The sequence below is a fragment of the Mucilaginibacter sediminis genome (genome assembly GCF_051903035.1).
Taxonomy (GTDB): Bacteria; Bacteroidota; Bacteroidia; order Sphingobacteriales; family Sphingobacteriaceae; genus Mucilaginibacter.
In genome coordinates this window covers 6,168,332-6,192,163 of the sequence record NZ_CP170602.1, presented here as the reverse complement: position 1 = coordinate 6,192,163, position 23,832 = coordinate 6,168,332, and the positions used below count along the sequence as shown (strand labels likewise).

The 23,832-nt window shown below is 43.4% G+C and carries 17 protein-coding genes; 7 read left to right on the top strand and 10 right to left on the bottom strand.

Annotated features, from left to right (window positions below):
* Positions 1-43: 43 nt before the first annotated feature.
* Entirely contained in the window at positions 44-2,224 is a 2,181-nt protein-coding gene (locus tag ACFGVS_RS25595; RefSeq protein ID WP_439696090.1) for a TonB-dependent receptor family protein, read from the bottom strand.
* Positions 2,225-2,620: 396 nt separating this feature from the next.
* Here ACFGVS_RS25595 and ACFGVS_RS25590 point away from each other — a divergent pair, with 396 nt between their 5' ends.
* Together ACFGVS_RS25590 and ACFGVS_RS25585 are read left to right on the top strand one after the other, a co-directional pair.
* Positions 2,621-4,564 carry an alpha-amylase family glycosyl hydrolase gene (locus ACFGVS_RS25590; protein WP_439696088.1) on the top strand — a complete coding sequence of 648 codons (1,944 nt, stop codon included), beginning with the start codon at positions 2,621-2,623 and terminating at the stop codon, positions 4,562-4,564.
* A gap of 149 nt (positions 4,565-4,713) precedes the next feature.
* Positions 4,714-4,905: a cold-shock protein gene (locus tag ACFGVS_RS25585; protein WP_090652398.1), complete on the top strand. Its 192-nt coding sequence runs from the start codon at positions 4,714-4,716 to the stop codon at positions 4,903-4,905.
* A 247-nt stretch (positions 4,906-5,152) separates the two neighbouring features.
* On the opposite strand, the gene ACFGVS_RS25580 is transcribed toward ACFGVS_RS25585, so the two are convergent.
* The 3 genes from ACFGVS_RS25580 to ACFGVS_RS25570 all read right to left on the bottom strand — a co-directional run bounded on the left by ACFGVS_RS25580 (position 5,153) and on the right by ACFGVS_RS25570 (position 10,352).
* Positions 5,153-6,013, bottom strand: coding sequence for a sigma-70 family RNA polymerase sigma factor (locus ACFGVS_RS25580; RefSeq protein ID WP_090652399.1), 861 nt, complete (start codon positions 6,011-6,013; stop codon positions 5,153-5,155).
* 341 nt (positions 6,014-6,354) lie between these two features.
* Positions 6,355-8,835, bottom strand: coding sequence for an AsmA family protein (locus ACFGVS_RS25575; protein ID WP_439696087.1), 2,481 nt, complete (start codon positions 8,833-8,835; stop codon positions 6,355-6,357).
* Positions 8,836-9,050: 215 nt separating this feature from the next.
* Entirely contained in the window at positions 9,051-10,352 is a 1,302-nt protein-coding gene (locus ACFGVS_RS25570; RefSeq protein WP_439696086.1) for a hypothetical protein, read from the bottom strand.
* A 154-nt stretch (positions 10,353-10,506) separates the two neighbouring features.
* Here ACFGVS_RS25570 and ACFGVS_RS25565 point away from each other — a divergent pair, with 154 nt between their 5' ends.
* The 3 genes from ACFGVS_RS25565 to ACFGVS_RS25555 all read left to right on the top strand — a co-directional run bounded on the left by ACFGVS_RS25565 (position 10,507) and on the right by ACFGVS_RS25555 (position 13,094).
* Positions 10,507-10,839 carry a hypothetical protein gene (locus ACFGVS_RS25565; RefSeq protein WP_439696085.1) on the top strand — a complete coding sequence of 111 codons (333 nt, stop codon included), beginning with the start codon at positions 10,507-10,509 and terminating at the stop codon, positions 10,837-10,839.
* 208 nt (positions 10,840-11,047) lie between these two features.
* Positions 11,048-11,974 carry a homocysteine S-methyltransferase gene (gene mmuM, locus ACFGVS_RS25560; RefSeq protein WP_439696084.1) on the top strand — a complete coding sequence of 309 codons (927 nt, stop codon included), beginning with the start codon at positions 11,048-11,050 and terminating at the stop codon, positions 11,972-11,974.
* Positions 11,975-12,347: 373 nt separating this feature from the next.
* Positions 12,348-13,094 carry a DUF72 domain-containing protein gene (locus ACFGVS_RS25555; RefSeq protein ID WP_439696083.1) on the top strand — a complete coding sequence of 249 codons (747 nt, stop codon included), beginning with the start codon at positions 12,348-12,350 and terminating at the stop codon, positions 13,092-13,094.
* 89 nt (positions 13,095-13,183) lie between these two features.
* Here the strand turns inward: ACFGVS_RS25555 and ACFGVS_RS25550 are convergent, their stop codons facing one another.
* From ACFGVS_RS25550 to ACFGVS_RS25540, 3 genes are all read right to left on the bottom strand, one after another.
* Complete coding sequence (locus ACFGVS_RS25550; protein WP_439696081.1) at positions 13,184-15,031, bottom strand: UbiD family decarboxylase; 1,848 nt, start codon at positions 15,029-15,031, stop codon at positions 13,184-13,186.
* A 195-nt stretch (positions 15,032-15,226) separates the two neighbouring features.
* Positions 15,227-16,531 (bottom strand): M16 family metallopeptidase, encoded by a 1,305-nt coding sequence (locus ACFGVS_RS25545; RefSeq protein ID WP_439696079.1) that lies wholly within the window; start codon positions 16,529-16,531, stop codon positions 15,227-15,229.
* Between the two features lie 90 nt (positions 16,532-16,621).
* The gene (locus ACFGVS_RS25540) at positions 16,622-17,995 is read right to left on the bottom strand and encodes a M16 family metallopeptidase (protein WP_274209707.1); all 1,374 of its coding nucleotides are present in this window, start codon (positions 17,993-17,995) and stop codon (positions 16,622-16,624) included.
* A gap of 261 nt (positions 17,996-18,256) precedes the next feature.
* Between ACFGVS_RS25540 and ACFGVS_RS25535 the strand changes: the two genes are divergently transcribed.
* Complete coding sequence (locus ACFGVS_RS25535) at positions 18,257-19,093, top strand: sulfite exporter TauE/SafE family protein (protein ID WP_090652409.1); 837 nt, start codon at positions 18,257-18,259, stop codon at positions 19,091-19,093.
* 105 nt (positions 19,094-19,198) lie between these two features.
* Here the strand turns inward: ACFGVS_RS25535 and ACFGVS_RS25530 are convergent, their stop codons facing one another.
* Genes ACFGVS_RS25530 through ACFGVS_RS25520 form a run of 3 tightly spaced genes read right to left on the bottom strand, consistent with a single transcriptional unit; the run spans position 19,199 to position 23,016 of the window.
* Entirely contained in the window at positions 19,199-21,778 is a 2,580-nt protein-coding gene (locus ACFGVS_RS25530) for a family 20 glycosylhydrolase (protein WP_439696076.1), read from the bottom strand.
* A gap of 58 nt (positions 21,779-21,836) precedes the next feature.
* Positions 21,837-22,052, bottom strand: a complete 216-nt coding sequence (locus ACFGVS_RS25525; RefSeq protein ID WP_439696075.1) for a hypothetical protein — start codon at positions 22,050-22,052, stop codon at positions 21,837-21,839.
* Positions 22,053-22,089: 37 nt separating this feature from the next.
* On the bottom strand, positions 22,090-23,016 hold the full coding sequence (locus ACFGVS_RS25520) for a cobalamin-binding protein (protein WP_439696073.1): 927 nt from the start codon (positions 23,014-23,016) through the stop codon (positions 22,090-22,092).
* Between the two features lie 153 nt (positions 23,017-23,169).
* Between ACFGVS_RS25520 and ACFGVS_RS25515 the strand changes: the two genes are divergently transcribed.
* Positions 23,170-23,793 carry a LysE family transporter gene (locus ACFGVS_RS25515; protein ID WP_090652413.1) on the top strand — a complete coding sequence of 208 codons (624 nt, stop codon included), beginning with the start codon at positions 23,170-23,172 and terminating at the stop codon, positions 23,791-23,793.
* Positions 23,794-23,832 lie beyond the last annotated feature (39 nt).

The following is a 23,832-nucleotide window of genomic DNA, read 5'->3' as shown; positions in this document are numbered from 1 at the left end:
AAAGCCCAAACGGCCTTCCACAGTCTCGGAAGGCCTTTTTTATTTAAAGCTTAATTCCAAAGCCTACATAAAATGTGCGGCCATCTGCCGGCAAAATGCCCGGCCCGGGGTACATGTTAATACGGCGTGTATAATATTGGGCATTAAACAAATTATTGATGCCTGCGCTGATATGGTAGTTTTTAAAAAACCGGTAGTTGAACGCCCAGTCGGCCACATGATAAGCGGGTACTATCCCAGTAGCACCGGTTGAGTTGAATACCGTATTATTGGCATCGCTGTAGCTTTTACTGGTATAACTCAGCTGCAGGGTACTGCTCACAGGACCGCTTAAAAAAGTAAGGCCGGTACGGTTTATCCAGTCGGGCACATTTTCAAGGTGGTTACCGGCCAGGCTGATGTTTTTACCTGCCTGGTTAATTGCCCCGGTGATGTAGCGCCCGTGCGTATAAGCCAGTGAATTAAACAAACGGATATCGCTGCCGGCACGGGCATTAAACGAACGGAGTAATGATACTTCCGTATAAGCCTCGATCCCCTTGGCCACACCATTGCCAATATTAGTTAAATACAAATGGCTTACATTTTGGGCGTCGGTTTGGGTGAGCGTTCCTGCCCTATTGTTGTAGCGTACATAAAAGCCATTAATATCAAAACTAAGTATAGCACCTACGTTGCCGCGGTAACCCATATCTATGTCATATCCCCGGCTATCTTTAATGTTAGGGTCAATCACTGTCAGGTTATCAGCAGGAGTAACGGCCGCATACAGGTAGGGACGGTAAGCCTGCGATATATTGCCGTATAGCTGGCTGCCATTCCCGAACTGGTACTGTAACCCCGTGCCAAATAGCGGGAAGTTGCGGTTCCCTTTATAGCCAATGGGGAAGGTTGCATTGCTGATAACGCCCGATGTTGTAGATTTGATGACTTCGTACCGTACTCCCGGTGTTATGGTAAATTGTGGTGTAACCTGGAAAATGTTCTCGGCGAAGGCTGCATAATTGATAGAGTGGAGCCTTAAATCTATTCCATAAGGTTTAACCAGCGTTAAATCGAAATCGGAGGCGATGGTGCCTACACCTTTTTGCTTGCGTTTGGTGGTTTCTTCAAAATATCTTACCCCGGTGGTAAAGGTGCTTTTAAGATTGCCCAATTTGTAGATATGCAGTAAACGTGCTTCGGTGGTAAAGCCTGCATAATAATCCCTATCTACCTGGCGTGGGTTAAATGTTTTCAGGCCGGCATTAACGGTATCTTTAATGTTAGGCGTATTGATAAACTGCACACTGTTACGCTGGCCAAATACCACATGCGATGTAATCTCTAACCGGGTATTGCTGTTAAACGCGTAATTGAATAACAAAGCCGGGATATTAATTTCGGGGTTAAAAAAGTTCCTGGCCCTGAATGATTGCCGGTTATCAGCCGCAAATTGAGCATCTGTTAAGCCGCCAGCTATTTGCTGCACATAATCTGATCGTGAAAACTGCAATGCTATGCTGCCCTTGCTATTAAACTGGTATTTGATATTGGCATAGTACGAGTGGTAATCAAAAGCCGCATTAGGCCGCCAGCCGTCGCCCCGGCGGGTTGAGTAAAAGGCATAGTAGCTCAGTTTGTCAACTTTACCGCCAATGGCATTGTAGGAGTTAAAAAAGTTATTTGAACCGGCGGTTTGTTCGCTCTCAAAACCAAAAACTTTGGTGCTGTCGCCCTCTTTAATTTTATAGTTTACCATACCGCCAAACTGCGGGCCAAACTGTAAAGCGGCCGAACCCCGTACAAACTGCACTTCGCCAATGGCCTGGAAGGGTACATTGTAATGGTTTTCCGGGTACCCAAATGCGTCGGAGTTGGTATTGTATCCGTTTTGCCGCATGTTCATCTCGATAGACCGGTGCGGATCGGTCCCCCTGCTGCCTATATTTAATTGCAAACCGGCGCCATCCATTTCCCAAACACTAAGGCCGGGTACTTTGGCAAACAGCATTCGGGCGGAGTTATTGACCAGGGTAATTTTACCAGCATCAGGGTAAATTAAATGCGTACGCTTACCTGCAAAAATATAAGTACCCTGCACATTGGACAGGTATTTTGCTCTGCTTTCTTTAATAATCACACTATCCAGGTGCAGGGTATCCCTGGTGCTCTTTTGCGCCTGGGCATAGCCGGATGCCATGATGGATAGTATAAATAGGGTTATTTTATAAAAATTGTTCATAAGTTTAAATTGATAGTATAGGCGTATAACCTGGCATGATTAAGCAATACTATGGCGAATGTTCTTTTCAAGAATGATTCTAAATAAGCACAATGCTAAGTATAATTTTTGTGGATTGACAGGTTTATTTAAAAATATTCATGCTTCGTCACCTCTGTCAAGGTTAGGGTTATAATCGTCCGGTATGTTGCACAGATTTTCACCCACTATATCCGGTTATCTGAAAATGGCAGCGCCTATTGTTTCTTAAAACCTAATTATATACTTTTGTAAACGCTTGGTTTTCATAGCATAACCCCAGTTGCTATTTTTGAGAAATTTATTTTAGGTGTTGTTATACTTAAAATAGAAAATTCAGGTTACTTTTATACGGCCAATTTTATAAACACAAAATATATGATAATCAAAAATGTTTACTTTTTGCTGGTCACCTTTTTGGTGATTGGATCTACTTCATGCAAGAAGCCTTCTTCCGGAGATAATTCCGGGAACGTTCCCGGAGATACCACAACAGTGGTACCGGGAGGGAAAGCGCTGCCTTCGGGCGCTGTTGATGGAGTTACTTACATCAACTCGGGCAAGTCGGTTATTTTAAATTTATACGCGCCATCAAAAACATCTGTAAGCGTTATTGGCGATTTCAATAACTGGACAGCCGATGCCAAATATGCGATGAACCACACACCCGATGGCAAAAACTGGTGGATTCAGATTGACAACCTTGATCCAAACATCGAGTATGCCTACCAGTACCTGATTGACGGCACACTTAAAGTGGCCGATCCGTACACCCAAAAAATGCTCGATCCTAATAATGACAGCTATATAGATGCCCTTACTTATCCTGGTTTAAAAGCTTACCCAACCGGCAAAACAACAGGAAATGTAAGTGTGATGCAGGCCAACCAGCCCGCTTATAGCTGGAAGGTGCCAAACTTTGTACGGCCGGAAAAAAAGAACCTGGTGATATATGAATTATTGCTGCGCGATTTTGTAACCAATCACAATTATCAAACCTTAAAAGATTCATTAAACTACCTGGCCAAACTTGGTGTAAATGCCATTGAACTGATGCCTATAAATGAATTTGAAGGCAACCTTTCATGGGGATATAACCCTTCGTTTTACTTCGCTCCCGATAAATATTATGGCACTAAGAATGCCTTAAAAGCATTTATCGACGAATGCCACTCCAGAGGTATTGCGGTTATCCAGGATATGGTGTTAAATCATTCGTTTGGTCAATCGCCAATGGTGCAAATGTATTTTAATACCGCCGCTGGCAAGCCGGCAGCAAACAATCCCTGGTACAATGTAGACCCTACACACCCATACAACGTAGGGTACCAGTTTAATCATGAAAGCGCTGCTACCAAATATTTTGTAAAAAACGTGATCAAATTCTGGATGCAGGAGTATAAGATAGATGGTTTCCGGTTCGATCTTTCCAAGGGATTTACCCAGGTTAATTATGGTACCAGCGGCGATGCTGCAGTTACCGCCTGGAGCCAGTATGACGCCAGCCGCGTAGCTATCTGGAAAGACTACAATAGCTACATTAAAAGCATCGACAATAATAACTTTTATGTGATATTGGAACACTTTGCGGCTAACCAGGAAGAAAAGGAACTGGCCGGCGAGGGCATGATGTTGTGGAACAATTTGAATTATAATGCCAATGAAGCTACCATGGGATGGCTAACTAATTCAAATTTCCAGGGAATATTTTATGATCAGCATACCTTTACCCTGCCATACCAATTGGTAGGCTATTTTGAAAGTCACGACGAGGAACGCCTGATGTTTAAAAATGAAAGCTACGGAAACGCATCGGGCGGTTATAATGTTAAGGATATTACAACCGGTCTGAAACGCGAAGAAATGGCTGCTGCGTTCCTGTTTTCGGTGCCCGGCCCTAAAATGTTATGGCAGTTTGGCGAGTTAGGCTACGATCAATCTATCGACTCCAACGGGGGGCGCACCAGCAATAAACCCATTTTGTGGAACTATTTTACCCAGGCGCAGCGTATACAATTGTATAAAGTTTATTCGGCCATGATTAACCTGCGTAAAAAGAACGCAGTATTTGCCAGTACCAATTTTGTGTACGGCCTGTCGGGCGCTGTAAAAAGCATCCAGTTAAAGGATGCCGGCGTCAATGTGGAGGTTTTAGGAAATTTTGATGTGGCAACGCAAACTGCCAACATTACCTTCCCGTCAACCGGCGCTTATACCGATGCATTAACGGGGGCAACGCTAAATGTTACCTCGGCAACCATGCCGGTAACACTTGCGCCAGGCGAGTATCATGTGTACAGCAGCGCTGCTTTAACACACTAATAGCAGGCTAACATGCTAATAATAAAGGCCCCGCGGTAATCCCGGGGCCTTTGTTATTTGATTTTTTTTTACGCGATAAAACTTTAATTGCCTTATTTATAACAGATTGTTAATTATTTAACTGTACATTCGCCTAATTAAATAAAAATATAATGCAAGGAACAGTAAAATTTTTCAATGAAAGCAAAGGATTCGGATTTATCGTACCAACAAATGGTGGTGCCGAAGTTTTTGTACATGCCTCAGGCCTTATCGACACTATCCGTGAAAACGATAGCGTTACCTACGATGTAGAACAAGGTAAAAAAGGCTTAAATGCGGTAAATGTAAAAGTAGGTTAATAAATAAACTATTATCATAATCGTACAAGCATCTGTTCTAAAAAGGGCAGATGCTTTTTTTGTACTATGTCATGTCATTGCGAGCGTAGCGCGGCAATCTCGTCGCCATTGCCTGGTGAATCTGCATATCGAACTGCATTGGCGACGAGATTGCCACGTCGTTCCTCCTCGCAATGACATAAAGGTAATCACAAAAAAAACGCGAACAATTTTCATCATTCGCGTTCCTTATAATCTGCTAAATCGTTTAGTTCAAATACGATTGTAAAAGATTTGATTTTGAGTTGTGGCGTAAACGCATCAACGCTTTATCTTTTAACTGGCGCACACGCTCGCGGGTAAGGTTAAATTTCTCGCCAATTTCTTCTAACGAATGGGCGGCATAACCACCTAAACCAAAGAAAAGGATAATAACCTCACGATCGCGCTCGGCAAGGATACCTAATGAGCGTTTGATCTCTTGTGATAATGAATCCATCATCAGTTCGGTATCGGTTGCTGCATCGGTGCTTTGCAAAACATCAAGCAAGGTATTTTCTTCGCCCTGTATAAACGGAGCGTCCATAGATACTTGGCGGCCTGCATTGCTTAGTGAATCGGCAATTTTATCAACAGATATTTCAAGGTCCTCGGCCAGTTCTTCCGGTGTTGGTTGTCTTTCAAATTCCTGCTCTAATTTTGAAGCTGCTTTATGAATTTTGCTTAATGAACCAATTTGGTTCAATGGTAAACGCACAATACGTGATTGCTCGGCAACGGCAGATAATATAGATTGGCGAATCCACCATACTGCGTATGAAATGAATTTAAAGCCTTTTGTTTCGTCAAAACGTTTAGCCGCTTTAATTAAACCTAAGTTACCTTCGTTAATTAAATCGCCCAGGGTTAAACCCTGGTTTTGGTATTGCTTTGCCACAGATACCACAAAACGAAGGTTTGTTTTTGTCAAACGCTCTAATGCGGCCTGGTCGCCCTCACGGATCTTTTGCGCCAGGATCACTTCTTCCTGGGCAGATATTAAATCTACTTTACCTATCTCGTGAAGGTATTTTTCAAGTGACTGAGATTCACGATTGGTAATGGATTGGGATATTTTGAGTTGTCTCATTTTTATTGAATAGATTTATTTCAGCTAATTATATGTCCGATAAGAAAACACACGGTTGGTTTAACCTGCTTATAAAAATATGATCATTTAACGGTGCTCCTAAATTTTTTCTGAACCCGGGATACTGATGATGCAGGGGTTGGCTTTTTGATACTATTGCAGTAGGATGCGCGGTGTTTACCGTATTGAAATATGTTGCAGTTACCGGTAAGTGTATAATCAATCGTGATCTCTCTTAAATGGATTCACAAAGATACGCATTCAATTGCTATTATTGTGTCAAAAATACATCTATTTTATTTGTTATAAATGAGGCACATATCGTGCCGTTTTTATAATTGTCAGTAGCCCGTTTTTTCATCGGTATTTTCTGTTTTTTTGTCATCTTTTTTGTCTTTATCGTGGTTTTTGTTCCACTTGATTTTTATTTTGCCATCATCGCCATCGGCGGCTAAAATGTGCAATACTATTCCTTTCATACGCTTTTTATTACGTTCGGTTGCGTCTATTATTGCCGTATCACCTTTTGGGTTACGCAAAGGTATATCCAATGCTATATTTGTGCCCCTTGATAGTGAGTAAACGCCGGCTACATTCATGTTAATAGCACTTGAATTAATTTGCATGGGACTGATGTTTATTTTATCGCCATCAATATCAAACTTCATATTAAGCGTTTGAAAGCGGATATTCTTTAAATCCCTGAACGGAAAAGCAAATTTACCTACGCTTGTAATGGGTTTAAAGTTAAGTAATGCGCCTTCTTTTAAATCAACTGTTGTTAGGCCTTTCAGGCTGCCGGGCACAATGTCGCCGGCACCATTTATTTTGCCGGTGAGGTGAGCCTGTGCCGATAAAAACCCGCTTAGGTTTTTTGATGTAAAACTATTCATCCCAAAGTTGTTAAACGCCAGGAAAAAGTTACTGGTATTTACGTTATCAACTTTAGTATTAATGGTAAAATCATTAACCTTGCCATTTTGCACAAAATTACCATTGAGTTTTAATGAGCCGCCTACATGTTTAACGCTCAAATTACTAACCTTGATGCTGTTATCGGCCATTAAAAAGTCGGCAGTGGCATCGGTGGCCAAAAAGTTTTTATAATATACTTTGTCAACCTGCAGGTGGATCTCGGCCCTGCCTTTTTCAAATGCTATACTTAAGGCATCGTTCATGTTGTTTTTTTTGCTCCTGGTTTTGACCTTTTCAATCGGTTCGGCCCGGTTTAAAAAGCCCAGGAATTCGGCCAAATGCAATTGTGGGCTATGCACCTGCCACTTAAGTACTATTTTTTCGGGAGCGGTATAGTACAGGTTTAAAAAATTGTTCATCCGGCCATCCATGTAAACAATGCTTTGGCCCGATTGCATGCGGATGTTATTCAGCAGCAAATCGTTACCTGCAAACTTGATAGTGATGGCGCTGTTTTTAAAGTTGAGGTTACGGGGCAGGTAACTTACATTGGCATTTTTTATATTGATAGTACCGCCTAACTGCGGTTTCGAGATTCTATAATTAACCAGGTCGGCTTTGTAGGCCAGCTTAAGATCGGCATAACCCTTGGTAAAGCGCAGGTCATCGTCGCCAATGGCGCCGTTTAGTTTTGCGATATCAAAATTCGCTTTAAAAATGCCCGTGGCCACCGGGGTATTCAGGTTATTTATAAAAGCCGTATCAATGGTAAATGGCACCTTTTTATAGGTACCGTTAAAATGATAGAGTTTGATAACGGAGTTATCATCATTAAGTCCCCTGCCATTAATATAATTATTAGAAAACACCCCGCTAAAGCTGCAGTTTTCAATCGTAACACCCGGCATGGTAACAATATTATCGCTTATCCGGGCAGTAACAAATATGGATGGATCGCCCCCGCCGCCAAAAGTGCCTGCAATTTTACAAGTTACGGCTATCGGGGCATCAATATTAAACATTTTAAGGCTTTTGGTAATGTTGGGCGCCAGCAGGTTGGATGCATCTGTCCACAAAATTTTATCGTTGGCAATGTTAAGCGCAAAATTCACGTTCGGCTTGCCCAGGTCAAATTTACCGCCTATAGTAAAGGCATCACTACCGATATTTAAAACCTTAGGGACAACTGTAATTTGTTTTGATGGTTGATGGTAGCTGATATCAAAATCGCCGGTGAGTAGTTTATCTTTCATAAAGCTACCTTTCCTGGTGTTAAAAGAAAAGCTTTTAACCATTGTTTTCAGGCTGATGAAGGCGTGCCAGCCGGTAACAGGCCACTGCATGCGGCCATCAACATCCTGTACCTCAAACTTAAATAACTTGAAGGCCTTGCGGTCGTCAACGGTAAAATTCACATTGGTTAAACCAAAGCGTTTGATCTGGGTAGAGGGGCTGGTGTTTTTCTCTATTTTAACAGAATCCGTTGGTTTGTTTTTAAAAACGGCGGTGTTGCTGTACCCTGAGCTATCGGTAAACAAATCAATAACAGCATTGCTGATATCTATTTTATTGATTTCCACGCTGCCATGCAGTAAAGCCGCGGCATTTACAGATACATCGAAGTTTTTGGCATCTAACAGGGTATGGCGGTGTACCGGCCATTGCTTATCTTTTATAACCACATCCTTGAGGCTTACCGAAACACCGGGGAAGCCCTTGAAAAATGCAGGATCGAGTTTACCAATGGTAAGCGTACCATTAAGGTTTTTGTTGAGTTCGGCGGTCATCATTTTTAACACCTTTTCTTTGTTGAAGATGATGTACATGGAAACGCCTGCAAACGCGATGATTACAACACCTATCAATGACCCTAACACTTTTAATACTACTTTACTCCATTTAGTCATTGCTAACTATTTTATCATACAAAGCGCGGATGTTGATTAATTGTTTGATAGCTACAGATTTAAACACTAAAGTTGTTACAATTGGGGTCAGTGGCCTGATGTGTGAGGTCAGGGGTCTGTGTTCTGAGATCGGAAGTTCTCCAAGGTAAAAGTTCGGCCCGCACTACACGTCCTACAGACCACACACCACAGTCCTCAGACAACAGATCTCACAATTACCTGTTGCGCTCGCTTAGCCAGTGGAACTGCCGTTCGGCCAGCTGGAAGTGACGGTTTGTCCGTTTCAGTACTACATACAGGCTATCATTATGCAATTTGCCCAATAACTTTATGGTTGTGCTATCAGGCTGTTCATACCTGAAACTGGCCATCCATAAGCTGTCACCGGCCATTTTTTTTATTTTTAAAATATGTTTTGCCTCATCGGTAGTGTAGGCAAAATACCCCCGTTTATAGCGCTGCCTGAAGGCGGTGTCGGCAGTTTTGATACTGCCGGTGCCATTTTCTAAAATCAAGTCATGCCATCGTAAAGTATCTGCAATGGATAAAGGAACCTCCTTATTATTTACCGAGTAAATGAAAACTTCGTATACACCGTTTTTTAGCGACTGCTTAGCCGGTGCTGCATTTGTTTCGTGGTAGTATTGCCAGTTATTTATAATTTGCATAAAAACTGCCAGTATTATAAATATACATTTGAATACAATCCTACCACAGCGCATCCATTTTTTGGTGTATCTAAAATGATAGGCATCGGCAACTGGCGCCGGCTTATTGAGTACAAAAAAGTAATAAAGCCGACCTGCCTCGTTAGCCAGTAAAAACAAACTCACCAAAGTAAGTTCCATAGAAAATAGCTTAACCGGGATATCATAACTCAGGTTAAGCATCATTACATTGCCAAATACGCCGGCCGCCATAAATACGCCGAGGGTTGCTGTACGGCGGTTTAGCAGCAGCAAGCCAATCGAGGTTTCCATAACGCCCGAAAATACCTGGTAGGTTTTGGAGTAACCGATAAACATCCACGATAAACGCATGGGCAGCAAATCGCCTAACGGGGTAGCTAGCTGATGCAGATTTGGAAACGGCATTTGCAAGGCGTATATTTTAAGTATACCGTAGCTTAAGGCAAAAAAAGCAAGGTAATAACGGGCTGCCAGGCAAAGCCAGTAGTTAAGATGGGTGTAACTGGCTCGCTTACGGTCAATTACCGACCACAGCAGACAGCCAATGAGCGCTACGCATAATATTGCCCACAGTTGCGCCCAGGCCCATGATGTATCGCCGCTGCCGTTGGGTTGCACCAAAACCTCTCGGACATGAAAAAATAGCTTGTTAGATGTAGTTACAGCCCAATCAACAAAGGAATAGTAAAAAGACAATAACTTGCCAACTCCCGGGATTTCGGCCAGCCAGGCCAGCGGCGCTATCTGCAGGGTAAGGTAAATGAAAAAAAAGCGGAAGGCTATCCGTCGCCATAAGGGCCATGTGGCATTGGTTTGGGTAGATGTCATTTACAGGCAATAAGGTTGATGTAGTACTAAATTAAATACAAACACCAATATAAGTTATTTCGTTGATATTTGCAGATAAAGTACTGGTTTTGAATTATTTTTAATAGTCTGTATCGCTGCGGATACTAAATCCGTATTAATACTAAAACTAATCATGAAATTGCTTGCCATCATCTTTTGTTTAGGATTGCTATTTGCATCCTGTAAAAAGAATAACGAAACCCCGTATCAAAGCAATGGGGTTTTAACAGGCTACGACCTTCGTATGTGCCCTTCGCCTTTATGTGGTGGCTTACTGATCACCATTAAAAACGATACCGCAAAAAATCCACCTTCCTATTATCATATCAACTCCTCGCTGGCGCAATTGGGAATTAATGAAAATACCCGGTTCCCGATAAACGTTAATTTAAATTACAAAAAAGATACGGGCATTTTTGCTACATACAATTATATCATCGTCACTAAAATTAAGGTGGTAAAATAACTGGGATGCTTCAAAAACCGGGTACAGAGGCAGACAGGGCATGATACGGGTGGGCTTAGGCCTCGCCCGGTTTTTAAGAAACCGGCAATATGTGAGTGCTTTGATAAAGGATTATTGTTTCGCCGCAGGATACATTTTCCTAAATTTAAATAGCAAGTTTTAAACTGGAACACATACAATTGCTACATTGCAGCCCGGAATTTTAGGCATGAAAAACATCTTCGATAATTTTATTCAAAAAAAAGGCTTGGTTGTTCTTGATGGCGCAATGGCAACTGAGCTGGAGGCGAGGGGCGCTGATCTTAATCATAGTTTATGGTCGGCAAAATTGTTAAACGAGAACCCGGAGCTGATTAGGCAGGTACACTATGATTATTTAATGGCAGGCGCCGATGTCATAACAACCGCCAGCTACCAGGCCAGCTTTGAAGGTTTTGCAAAGCACGGATATACAACCGAAGAAGCTATCGGCTTGATGCAGCTGAGTGTACAATTGGCTTTTGATGCACGCGATGATGCTATGAAAGTGTTCCCCAGCCGTGAAAGGCCATTGGTAGCGGCTTCGATAGGGCCTTATGGGGCGTCATTGGCCGATGGATCAGAGTATCGGGGCAATTACGGTGTAGGCATTGAAGATTTGAAAGCGTTTCACCGCCGCCGGATGCAGGTATTAATAGAAACCGGGGCAGATGTACTGGCATGCGAAACCATTCCGTGTATAGATGAGGCCGTTGCGTTGCAGGAATTGTTAGCGGAGTTTCCCGGCGTACAAGCCTGGATCAGTTTCAGCTGTAAAGATGAAAGCCACCTGAGCAGCGGGGAAGATTTTGCCGATGCTGTAAAATTGTTAAATCAATCGGCACAGGTAGTAGCGGTTGGTGTTAACTGCACCGCGCCACAGCATATAGCTTCATTAGTAAAGATAGCGGCCACGAATACCAGTAAGTATATCCTGGTTTATCCAAACAAGGGCGAAGTTTGGGATGCTGTGAATAAATGCTGGCTGCCGGCTAACACAAGCGATACTCATTTTTATGACGGGGCAAAAAGCTGGTATTTGGCAGGCGCCAAAATTATTGGCGGCTGCTGTAAAACAACACCTGAAGATATTAAGCAATTGCTGCAGTTGGGGTGAGGTGAAAGGTAAAAGGCGAACGGGTAAAAAGTTAGAGATGAAAGGGGGCCAGGGCAAACGCATCTAAATAGTTAACTACGATAAGCTGTTGTTTAATAATAGCTAAGGGAATAAGCTTATAGCGTTGGGAAGATATAAGCATCAAACGATACCTTATTTTTATTTGGATACGCCTAAATTGCGAGATCAATTTAGTGTTAACCGTGCCAAAATACAAAATACTGATTATTATATATTTATGTAAAAAAATATCCAAAATATGTTAAGTTATGTTAACCCAATTAGATGCGTTTGCCCTGGAAAAGGGGCTGAATAGTTATTGGAATGATAGTGCTGAATAAAACAATTGGGCTGCGGTTCCTATTATAATTGGGTGGATAACGATAATTTATTTTACGCTGGTATAAGCGGTTTGCAAATCCCGATCCCCAAACGCGATTTTCCGCCGGAATTGGGACATCTGAGCAGGTTAGGATTTTATGCTACTTTGTTCAACTCTATAGAGATTAACAGTTCGTTTTATAAACTACCTATTGGTAAAACCGTTGCCAAATGGGCTGCCGAAGTGCCCTATCACTTTAAGTTTACCTATAAATTGTGGCGCGAGATAACGCATAACAAAAACCTGGCTTTTAACCCCGAAGATGTGGAACGTTTTATGCAGGCAGTTGGCCAGGCAGGTGATAAAAAAGGTTGCCTGCTGGTACAGTTCCCGGCCAGTATACAGGTAAATAACCTGCATGCGCTTGAGCGGTTAATCAGCACAATCCGGCTAAACGACCCGGGCTGTGAATGGAAGGTGGCAGTTGAATTCAGACACCGGAGTTGGTATCGTGACGATATATATGAACTGCTGGCGCGGTATAATATGGGCATGGTATTGCATGATATGCCGGCATCTGCCAGCCCGTTGATAACTGTTCATGATGATGTAGTTTACCTGCGGTTTCATGGCCCCGATGGGGGATACCGCGGCAGCTATGCCGATGACTTTTTATATGAATATGCACAATATGTAAAAGAATGGCTGGCAGACGGCAAAACGGTTTATGCTTATTTTAACAACACCATGGGCAATGCCTTAAACAACCTCCAAATGTTGAACCGGTACGCCGGTTAGAATATTGCCTGCAAAAAACACTCCAGGCAAGCCGGTTAACGTACTTTTTTCAATTAGCATTAATATGTGCCCCTTGCGTCAATTCTAACCTAAATCAATCCGTGCAAAACCCCGCCTTTTTCGCCCATTTTATCAACCAGCTTTTCAACTTCAGGTTCGCGCTCCAATACCGGTGCGTGGTGGGGTTTAATGCGTGCATCAATAATAAGCGGGCCGCTGCAGCCCCAGTGTTTATGCTCGGTGAAGCTGCCTATACCATAAATATCGTGCGATGGGTTACTGCGTGTAAAAGTTACCCACACAAAGTTGTTGATATTGGCTGCTGCAAAGGCTGCGTCATCGCATAGTACCATGAGGGCCAGTCCGCCCAGTTCTTCTTCTTCCTCTTTCAGCCGGTATTCAATAATGCTGATAACATTATCGATATCCTTATGATTCACATGCTTGGGCACTTCAACCATCAATACGCCTGGCATGGCCATTTTAATAGTGATTATCGGGCGGGGCAAATCAAACCACGATGGTAGCTCCGCCCAAAGTTCGCGCTTAATATCGCCGGCTACGGTTATGGCTACTTTACTACCAGTGTTTAGTCCGTCGCCACTGTAGTCAAGGGTATCAATGGTGGTGCGGGTATAAAAGTGCAGGTCGCGGGTAAAATCAACGCGTTGCAGTATATGATGTAAAAATGCTGCAATATTATTTACATCCAGGCTCGGGTCATCTTCCTGAGCAGCTATTAGCAAATATTTTGCAAGGCTTAGCTGGCTTTTACCTAAAATGTGGTTGGCGATGGTTAATATCTCCTGTGGTTTTCGTTCTTTAATGTAGGGCGTATAGCGCTCGCTGCCGGTTGCAAATAATAATGGGTGAACACCAGCCGCATCAACGGCGTTAACGGCGTGCAGGCCCGGTATTTCCTTCGGGATGGCTGCCCCGCTTATCTCGTGGATCAATGCGCCGAAACTGGTATCCTCCTGCGGCGGCCGCCCTACCACCGTGAACGACCAGATGGCATCCTTGCGATGATATACGTTATGCACTTTTAACAAAGGAAAATCATGGGCGAGGCTGTAATAACCCAGGTGATCGCCAAAAGGGCCTTCTGGTTTATTTTCCATTGGCATCACAGTGCCGGTTATCACAAAATCGGCATCCGAGGAAATGCAAAAACCCTCATCATCATAAAAATAGCGGAAACGACGGTTACCCAGGGCGCCTGCAAAGGTCATTTCAGATAAGCCTTCGGGTAGCGGCATAACGGCAGCCACTGGGTGGCTTGGCGGGCCGCCAACAAAAATGCTCACTTTTAAAGGCTGGCCTTTTGCATTGGCTTTGGTTTGATGTACCCCAATACCACGATGCAGCTGGTAGTGTAAGCCTATCTCTTTATTTAAAATATAATCGTTACCGGCCAATTGTATGCGGTACATGCCCAGGTTTGCATTCATGATGCCGGGTTTATCGGCATCTTCGGTGTAAACCTGTGGCATGGTTACAAAAGGCCCGCCATCCATAGGCCAGTTTACTATCTGCGGGATATCGCTGATGTTACATTTGCCAAAGTTTACAGGGGCGCCCCTTCCACTACCTTTCATGGGCAATGCCGATAAGGCTGTAAGCGCTACATTGGCATATTTAAAAGGATTTTTAATGGCCTTAATAGGATCGTTTTTCAGTTCGACGAGTGTTTTAATCTTTTCCAGCGTATCCCGGAAGATAAATTTAGACCGCTCCAACGTACCAAACAGGTTAGACACTGCCGGGAACTTGCTGCCCTTTACATTTTCGAAAAGTATGGCCGGCCCCTGGTTTTCAAACACCCGCAAGTGGATGGCAGCCATCTGTAAATGAGGATCCACTTCCTCTTTAATCCGCACCAAATGACCATGTTTTTCCAGGTCGGCAATACAAGCCTGTAAACTCTTATAACCCATGGGGCGAAATTAGTTCATTGGTTCATTAGTTCATTGGTTCATTGGTGGAATTTGTTCATTAGTTCACTGGTTCATTAGTTTATTGGTGGTATAGTTTGATAGATTATACATTTATATGACATTACCCTATTAGTCCTAATAAATCCGATGGCCAGAGCCCCCCTGCCCAGACCAATGAACTAATGAACCAGTGAACTAATGACCAATGGCCATCTTAAACGCAGCATCAGCTTCGTCTGCTTTTTTCAGGTCGCCTAAGTAGCTCCAGCGCAGGCCGACGATGTATTTTTGCATAGCTTGGTTTATTTGGTCAACCGTTACGTTTTCGATGGCTTTGGGCAGGTCCTCGGCAATTTGCCAACCGCCCAAAATTTCGGCAATGCCCAGGCTGCCGGTTATGGAGGCGGTGCTTTGTTGCTTGATATAGTTGGTGGTAATAAAGCTGCTTTTTATGCGCTTAAGTCCCTCCGGGCTTAAGCCGTAGCTTAATACTTTATTCAGTTGCTCGTTCATGGCTGTTACGGCTTCTTTTGGGCTGGTTGTACTCACGTACATTAAAGCATAAGGCATATGCTGCATTACAGAATACGTACCGGGATCATATGACAGATTAAGCTTGGTACGTAACTCGCTGAATAACGATCCACCCAGCGCCGAAATACCTACACGATAAGCCACATATTCGGGGCTATTAAATGTTGGGCCATTCATGATAGCATCTATGTAGTTGGTTTGCAGGTTGCGGTCTTCCTTAACCACCTTGTAATCGTTCCAGGCCGGTTCGTGTAAGGCAACAGGTGTGTATGGTGCAGATGGGATGTTGGCAAATGATGCCTTTATTTTGGCAATGAGCACCTCTTTGCTGATTTTACCGGCCACTACAATAAACATCCTGTTTTTATTGAAGATGGAGCCGTAATAGTTTTTAAGATCGGACGCTGTTAATTTGCTCAGGATCTCCTCGGTGCCATCAGGGTCGGTGGCATAAGGCGTGCCTTCGAAGGCATTTTGCAAAACCAGTTGCTCTGCACGCTTATCCGGGTTTGATTGATCTTCGCGCATTTTGGCTACTATTTTACTCCGCAATAATTCCACTTCGCCTGCTTCAAAAACAGGGTTTACAACCGATTCGGTAAATAAGTCCCAGCCCTCGTTAAAATATTTGGTGATGCACTGCATCTGGATATTACCATAATCGTATTCGCCTTCCGACGCTACGTCAATGCCGTAAACATCGGCCCTGTCGCGATATACGTTGCCCGTATATTTTTTGGTGCCGCACTCGGTAGTAGCCTCCAGTGCAAATTTTTCGATACCTGCCTGGCTGGCCGGGTAATTGGTTACGCCGCCCCGGTAAAACATGCGCACGTTGATAATATCTTTTAGTGTAGGCTTAAAAATTACCTTTATCCCGTCCACATCAAACGACGTTGTTTCTGACTGGGCCATAACAGACAGGCTTCCACAGATAAAAAAAAGCGTTACAAATATTTTCTTCATTAGAATATATGTTTTATATCATTTGTAAATTGTCATCATCGAAAGCAATTGAAATACTTAGGACTTCAGACTTTAAACTTCGGACCTAAATCAGTTTGATGCGTTGAAAAAAGTTTTAGGGTTTACCTGTGCAGCCAGTTGAGGGTTGATGAGCATGCCGGCACAGTAGGGCTTGTTTTTAATGTACTTGCGCACATAGCTTTGCAAATCGGCCCGGGTTACCTGGTTTAACCTGGTGTTGTAAGTGGTATAATAGTCCAGGGATGCTGATGACCACCAGAACGATAAAACCTGTACAAAGTCCGACGCGACTTCTTCTTCCTGCACCTTTAAGATGCCCAGTTTTTGTTTAGATGTGGTAATTTGCTCATCGGTTACATAATCAGCTTTATCCATCAATTCCAGTTGTCGTTTTATTTCGGCCATGCACTCCCTAATTTTATCAGGATTGGGTACCACAAACAAGGTGATAGGCCCAACATGGCTTAATGTTAAATAACTGATGCTTACATCAAGCGCCAGCCCCGATTGTACCAGCGCCTTTTTGAGCGTTGACGAGTTTTGGTTTAAAATATAACTGAATACATCTGCCGCGTAGGTTGACTGTACATCGTTGCGGGTATCTGGCCCCTGCCAGTCAATCATAATAAAGGGCACGTTGCTCAGCGCCGATTCTACCACAAAATAATCGGGTTTTACCAATGGTTTAAACTCCGGTATGGGCCACTTTTTAAAGGGATCAAACTTTGATGGTTTCCAGCTGCCATAAATGGCTTCCACCTTTTTAAAAACATCCTGGTGCTCCACATCGCCGGCAACGGTCAATAGGGAATTGTTTGGATAATAATATTTATTTTTGATAGAGTCCATCAAATCGGGCGTAGCCGAACGGATGACATCATGGTTGCCAATAGCATTTTTACGGCTGTACAAATTGCCCCACATGTGGTGGTCCATAGCATCGCTCAAAGCAAATGTCGGGCTCGATTCCTGGCGTTGAAACTCGCCATCAACAACAATATTTTCCCTCGCCATCTCTTCGGCGTTAAAAGAGGGATAACGGATGGCCGAATTCATAAAATCCAACCCCTGGTTCAGGTTAAACTTAGGCAGGGTAAAATAATAGTTTACGTTTTCATACGTTGTCGATCCGTTAAACTGCATGCCCAGTTCGCTTACACGGTCTAAAAAATCTTCCTGGTTTTTATAATCCTTATTGGCTTTAAAAAACATGTGCTCATATAAATGGCTTAGCCCGTTAAATTTTGGCGTTTCGGTATAGGAACCATTTTTAGTAGTTATCATGATGGTGGCCAGGGGCACGCTATTATCTTCAACAACCAATACATCCAATCCATTGGGGAGTTTTTTTAAAAACATGTTGGCCGGTAGTTTTATTTGGGCAACAAGCAGCATTGGGAACAGCGCAGATAAAATTGTAAACAGGCAGGCTTTTTTGTTCATGTATTTAATTTTAAAGGGCTTAAAATAGCAAAACAAATTAATCGGGATTGTATTATCTATGTTATTTATCAAAATATAATATAGTTCATTGGTTCACTGGTTCATTAGTGTCGCTTCAATTTTCAAGTTGGCTTATTCAGTTCAATTGCAAAGGAGTAGCCGATGCAAAAGATCAATGAACAAGTGAACCAATGAACCAAAAAGAAGCATCTTATCTAAAAAAGTTATTATTACTTTCGTAGTCCAATATCGCTGCAAACTATGTCGGTAATTGTACTAACGCTTATTATACTTATCGGCTCGTATTTTGCGGGATTGCTGGGCTCATTAACCGGTTTGGGTGGAGGAGTGGTTATTATTCCATTGCTTACCTTGCTTTTGAAGGTAGATATTCATTACGCTATCGGCGCATCGCTGGTATCTGTAATTGCAACATCGTCGGGTTCGGCAGCTGCTTATGTTAAAGAGGGCATTACCAACATCAGGCTGGGCATGTTTTTGGAGATAGCTACAACTGCCGGCGCCATGGTAGGCGCACTTATAGCGGTTTATATTCCTACCCATTTCATCGCCATTTTGTTTGGGGTTATCCTTATCCTATCGGCCATCATGTCGTTAAAGAAAAAGGTGGAATCCATAAACCAGGAGCCCAGCGTACTGGCCGAAAAACTGAAGCTAAACAGTACCTACCCAACCGCCGGTGGTTCGGTAGCCTACAAAGTAAAAAATGTAGGCGGCGGGTTTTTTATGATGATGTTTGCAGGCACAATTTCGGGGCTGTTGGGCATAGGATCGGGTGCGTTAAAAGTACTGGCTATGGATACCATTATGCGTATCCCCTTTAAAGTATCAACCACAACAAGTAATTTTATGATAGGGGTTACCGCTGCAGCAAGCGCGGTGGTTTACCTGCAACGCGGATATATTGACCCCGGATTATCCATGCCAGTGGCTATAGGCGTTTTATTAGGTGCGATAAGCGGCTCAAAAATATTGGTACATACCAGCTCATCCGGCTGGCTGCGTTGGGTATTTGCGGTAGTGGTAACCTTTTTAGCGTCGCAAATGATATATAACGGATTTACGCATAAGATTTAGTCATTTCGCTGCGCTGTAATTGGTCATTGATGCAAAAAAAATCGCAGTCAATTGTTTGATCTGCGGATCTTTTTTACTTAAGACTTTAGACCTCGGACTTCAGACTTATAAAGTCGATCCTTGTTTCTTTCCTTCTGCGGCTTCGCCCCCTGTAGCTACATTGCCTCCCCTACCCTTAGGGTCAAAGGCGCGGAATTTAATTTCGCCTCCTTTATAATCAACAGGACCTGTGTATATTTTGCTGTTGGCATCGGGGTCTTTACCGTTGGTGGTGTACCGGATAGTTAAGCCTGGAAATTCGATATTGCTTGAATATTTACCATCCTGCAGGCTAATGCCTGGCTTAGGTACCCGGTAATTATAGCCCCCATTGTAGTAACTTAAGCGAGGTAGCTCCCGTTTGCCTAACACATTTAAAAATGTCGACCAGGCTAATTCATATTCCTGTTTTGCTTTTATGGGGTCTTTTTCGGTAGCCCAGGCCGGGTCTGCCGCCCAGGCACGTTCGGCAAGGCCAAACAGGCGGGGGAATATCATGTAATCCATACGCTCCGGACCTTTAACTGTTTCGGCCCATAGTGCGCCTTGCAAACCAATGATATTGGCTTTACCATAATCGGTAAGGCGCTGCTTACCTAAAAATATGTTTTGGTTTATGGGCGCGCCGTTTTTGTCAACATCGGCATTTTTAAAGTAGTCATATGGGATAAAGGAGTAAAATTTATCGATTCCCAAAAAAGCACCCCAGTAATAGCCCGGCTCATCAAATGATTTATAGTTGGCCATATCAAAGTACAAGTTGGTAACACAGGTAAGCACAACCTTGTAGCCGCCATTGGCCAGCTTGTAGGCCAGGTCTTCTTGTCCGCCGCCTAAAACGTTGTTCCATACATCGGCCTGCAGATGTTCGCCGGTAAAATCGGGATTGGGCACATAGGTGTCGTTACCGTCTATCTTTGTTTTGCGCAGGGCCATTTCTTCCCATCCCGTCAGGTGAATTCCTTTAGCTTTTAATATCTGGTTTACCCGGCCGTAAAAATAATACCATAAATCGCCGGTATTTTGAATTTCGGGGTGGCTGGCCTTTAAAGTTAGGTAGGCCGGCGATTTTTCCCAAACATGAGGCGGCACTTCATCGCCGCCAAAGTGAATACCAGGCAATGGCGCACCGGCTTCTTTGTAAATGGCTATCAAATCATCAACAACCCTTTCAACAAAAGTATATGTTGACGGCAGCGATACGTTAATCACATTATCATTCCAATATTGTACAGACCTGTATTCAGATTTATCGTCCAAATCGCGCAGTAAATATTTGGTGGCTTCGTCTTTTTTCCCTTCGGCAACCAACCGGTCATAACGGGCATCCATGGCTTTGATAGATGCACGGGCATGGCCGGGTGTTTCAATTTCGGGGATTACGATGATATGCCTATCGGTAGCGTATTTTAATATTTCGATGTACTCGGCCTTAGTATAAAAACCGGAGCCGTAAGGATTATTTACGTCAGGTCCCGAACCGTGGGATGCAGGCAGATGATTTTTGCTATCCAGCGTATGCCCGCGTTTTGAACCAACTGAAGTAAGTTCAGGTAACGATGGGATTTCAATTCTCCAGCCCTCGTCATCCGTTAAGTGAAGGTGCAAAACATTAAGCTTATAAAGGCTCATGGCCTCAATCAGTTTAATAACTTGTTTCTGAGTCTGGAAATTACGGGCTACATCCAGCATTACCGCGCGGTGGGCAAAGCGGGGAGCATCCTTTACATCTACACAAGGAATCTTGATGCTCTTTTCGGCTTTAGCCCATGCAGCGGGCGAAACCAGGTTTGTTAAGGATTGGATGCCATAAAAAGCACCGGCAGCCGTAGAAGCGTTAATGACAACACCCTGCGCATTTACCTTAAGTTCATATCCTTCAGGAGCAATACCCTCAACTTTTTTTAATGTGATACCAGCACCCGATGTGCTGGCCAAAATAGCTAATGGCCTGCCCAATATCTTACTAAAACCGTTTGCCAGGTAAGCTGCTTCCCTGGCAAAGGCTCCATCGGCAGCAACCGGCGTTTTTCCGTCGATGGTAAAGGTACCACCGGTTTCGGTATAGCTTACCGGCGTAGGCAATATCTTAGGTAACTGGTCGGCGGGAATATCGGTAACCGTTTTGTTCCTGTCGTAAACAATTTCGGGGGTTACCAGGCCGGCGTAGCTTGGTTTGTACGGCTTGATATCAAAAGAACCAATGCTGTAGCCTTTTTCGGGTTGTTCATCCCAAACCATGTATATGCCTTCAGGAGCATCGGTAATGTTTACTACGGGGTCTTCGTTTACGTATTCTATCCGGGCCGATTCGCCTGGTTTCAAATCTTTAAAGCTCCCGGTTGGGGTAATACTGTATAAATCGCCGTTTACCTGGTTTATTTTAGCGTTGCCGCTTACCGCATTCTCGGTAAAACCACGGCCCGAGTTAAAGTAAAACTTCCACCCGCCCGCCGGCAAAACATTTTTACCGTTATTGGTAATTACCAGTGCGGTTAACGCTTCATTTTTATTCTGATAATTGTTATCCATAACCTCCCAGATGATGCGCAGATCGGCGGCATTAAATTTTACAGCATCGGTAGTTTTGAAGGCTGTACTTATAAAAAATGCTGCAAACAGCATCAGGATAAAGATTTTGCGCATAGTTGGGTTATGTTAGATAATAATGGGCAGCTAAATATAAGGAACTTTTTAAATAATTTTAATAAGTTGGGATATTATTATCGCTGTATTTTTCAAAATCTTCGCAAACTGTGTGCTGTGTGTACCGGTACGAGGTGGTACACCCTGGTACGAGGTGAAACGCCCTGGTACGGCCTGAAACACCCTGGTACGGGGTGAAACGCCCTGGTACGGCCTGAAACACCCTGGTACAGGGTGAAACGCCCTGGTACACCTTGATGACCAAACCATTCATTAAAAAAGCGCGACAACTTTAAATTAAATCCCGCGGGTTATAGGCTAAACTTAATCCATCCCTCACCCTCATACCCAAAAGCAAATTGTTTAGGACGGATGATTTCGGCCAGGATTTCTATTGAGTCAACTATACGTGGGCCGGGGCGGTTAAAGTACTGGTTACCATCTGCTATGTACAACTGATTGGTTTTTACAGCCTTTAACTCGGCAAAGCCGGGCAACTGCATCAAAACGTCAATCTCCTTTAACGTACGCTCTATCGAAAAACCGCAAGGCATCACTACTATAATTTCGGGGTTCTGTAGCCGGATATCGTCCCAGCGTACGTAGGGCGAGTGTTTACCGTTCTGTGCCAGTACAGGCGTACCGCCGGCAATGCTAACAAGACCGGGCACCCAGTTGCCCGATACCATCATGGGTTCAAGCCATTCGATACAGGCCACAGTAGGTTTGCTTTCGGCAAATTTCAATTTGTGTTTAACAATGTCAACCCGCTCGTTCAACAGCTCCAACAGTTCGGCACCGGCATGTGGCACGCCCATGGTATCGGCTATAGTGGCGATATCGTTAAAAATATCATCAAGGCTATTGGGGCGTAAAGAAACTATCCTGGCTTTTTTATCAAGGTAATTATCCAATGCCAGTTCAACATCGGCCAATGATACCGCACAAACCTCGCACTGATCCTGCGTAATTACTACATCAGGGGTCAGTTGTTTAATCACTTCGCGTTTAACGGTGTAAACAGATAAAGCATCGGCCAACAGTTCCTTCACCTTTACATCAATAGCGGCACTGCTTAACCCATCAGGAAAATTAGCTTCGGTACAAACCGGCAGCTGTTTTACAAATTCGGGATAATCGCACTCATGCGATCGGCCCACCAGGTTATCCTGAAGCCCCAGGGCACATATTATTTCGGTAGCAGACGGAAGCAGGGATACTATTTTATCAGTTGGCATTATTTCGGATGTGCAGATTTCAGATATGCAAATGTACGGAAGATTGATTTGAAGATTTGAAAATTTGAGAATTTGAAAATTAAAAGCAAAGACAGTCATTTTCAAATTCTCAAATCTTCAAATTCTCAAATTTTTAAATTTATCTTTGCGCCAATGATATTCCTTACCTTTTTTATCGGGCTTATAGCCAATTTTATTGGTTACATCCCGCCCGGTAACATCAACCTGGCACTTTTGCAACTTACTATAAACCGCGGCATGAAAGAAGCCATGCGCTTTATTATAGCTTTCTCGTGTGTAGAATTTTTCTTTACTTACTTTATTATGCACGCTGCCGACTGGTTATCAAGCCAGATGCATTTAAGCGTAATTATAGATTGGGTAATGGTTGTTTTATTTACCGTGATGGGGACAATTACCTGGGCCAATCGCAAAAAACCGCCAGAACCCCGCAAGTCAGAACATGATAGTATTAAGTACGGCATTTTACTGGGTTTTTTAAACCCGGTGCAAGTGCCGTTTTGGATGATAACCGGCACCTACCTTATTACGCACGAATGGATCCTAACCGGTAAAGTTGCTTTGGTGATATTTAGTATTGGCTCGGCAGCCGGCGCTTTTTTATGCCTCTTTTTATATGCAGAGTTTGCCAGGTACATGCAAAGCAAATTTGCCCTTAGCAACCGGTTAATCAATACGGGCATAGCCATACTATTTTTCGCATTTGCTGCTTATCATATTGTGAAACAGGTTTATCTGACTTTTTTTAAGCACTAAGCTACCTGATGTGCAGATATGCAGATTCCAGGTGTGCAG

Bases quoted from the DNA above. Each gene is read 5' to 3' on its own strand.
- ACFGVS_RS25595 (WP_439696090.1), bottom strand. From the start codon at position 2,224: ATGAACAATTTTTATAAAATAACCCTATTTATACTATCCATCATGGCA.
- ACFGVS_RS25590 (WP_439696088.1), top strand. From the start codon at position 2,621: ATGATAATCAAAAATGTTTACTTTTTGCTGGTCACCTTTTTGGTGATT.
- ACFGVS_RS25580 (WP_090652399.1), bottom strand. From the start codon at position 6,013: ATGAGACAACTCAAAATATCCCAATCCATTACCAATCGTGAATCTCAG.
- ACFGVS_RS25575 (WP_439696087.1), bottom strand. From the start codon at position 8,835: ATGACTAAATGGAGTAAAGTAGTATTAAAAGTGTTAGGGTCATTGATA.
- ACFGVS_RS25570 (WP_439696086.1), bottom strand. From the start codon at position 10,352: ATGACATCTACCCAAACCAATGCCACATGGCCCTTATGGCGACGGATA.
- ACFGVS_RS25565 (WP_439696085.1), top strand. From the start codon at position 10,507: ATGAAATTGCTTGCCATCATCTTTTGTTTAGGATTGCTATTTGCATCC.
- mmuM (WP_439696084.1), top strand. From the start codon at position 11,048: ATGAAAAACATCTTCGATAATTTTATTCAAAAAAAAGGCTTGGTTGTT.
- ACFGVS_RS25550 (WP_439696081.1), bottom strand. From the start codon at position 15,031: ATGGGTTATAAGAGTTTACAGGCTTGTATTGCCGACCTGGAAAAACAT.
- ACFGVS_RS25545 (WP_439696079.1), bottom strand. From the start codon at position 16,531: ATGAAGAAAATATTTGTAACGCTTTTTTTTATCTGTGGAAGCCTGTCT.
- ACFGVS_RS25540 (WP_274209707.1), bottom strand. From the start codon at position 17,995: ATGAACAAAAAAGCCTGCCTGTTTACAATTTTATCTGCGCTGTTCCCA.
- ACFGVS_RS25535 (WP_090652409.1), top strand. From the start codon at position 18,257: ATGTCGGTAATTGTACTAACGCTTATTATACTTATCGGCTCGTATTTT.
- ACFGVS_RS25530 (WP_439696076.1), bottom strand. From the start codon at position 21,778: ATGCGCAAAATCTTTATCCTGATGCTGTTTGCAGCATTTTTTATAAGT.
- ACFGVS_RS25525 (WP_439696075.1), bottom strand. From the start codon at position 22,052: ATGAATGGTTTGGTCATCAAGGTGTACCAGGGCGTTTCACCCTGTACC.
- ACFGVS_RS25520 (WP_439696073.1), bottom strand. From the start codon at position 23,016: ATGCCAACTGATAAAATAGTATCCCTGCTTCCGTCTGCTACCGAAATA.
- ACFGVS_RS25515 (WP_090652413.1), top strand. From the start codon at position 23,170: ATGATATTCCTTACCTTTTTTATCGGGCTTATAGCCAATTTTATTGGT.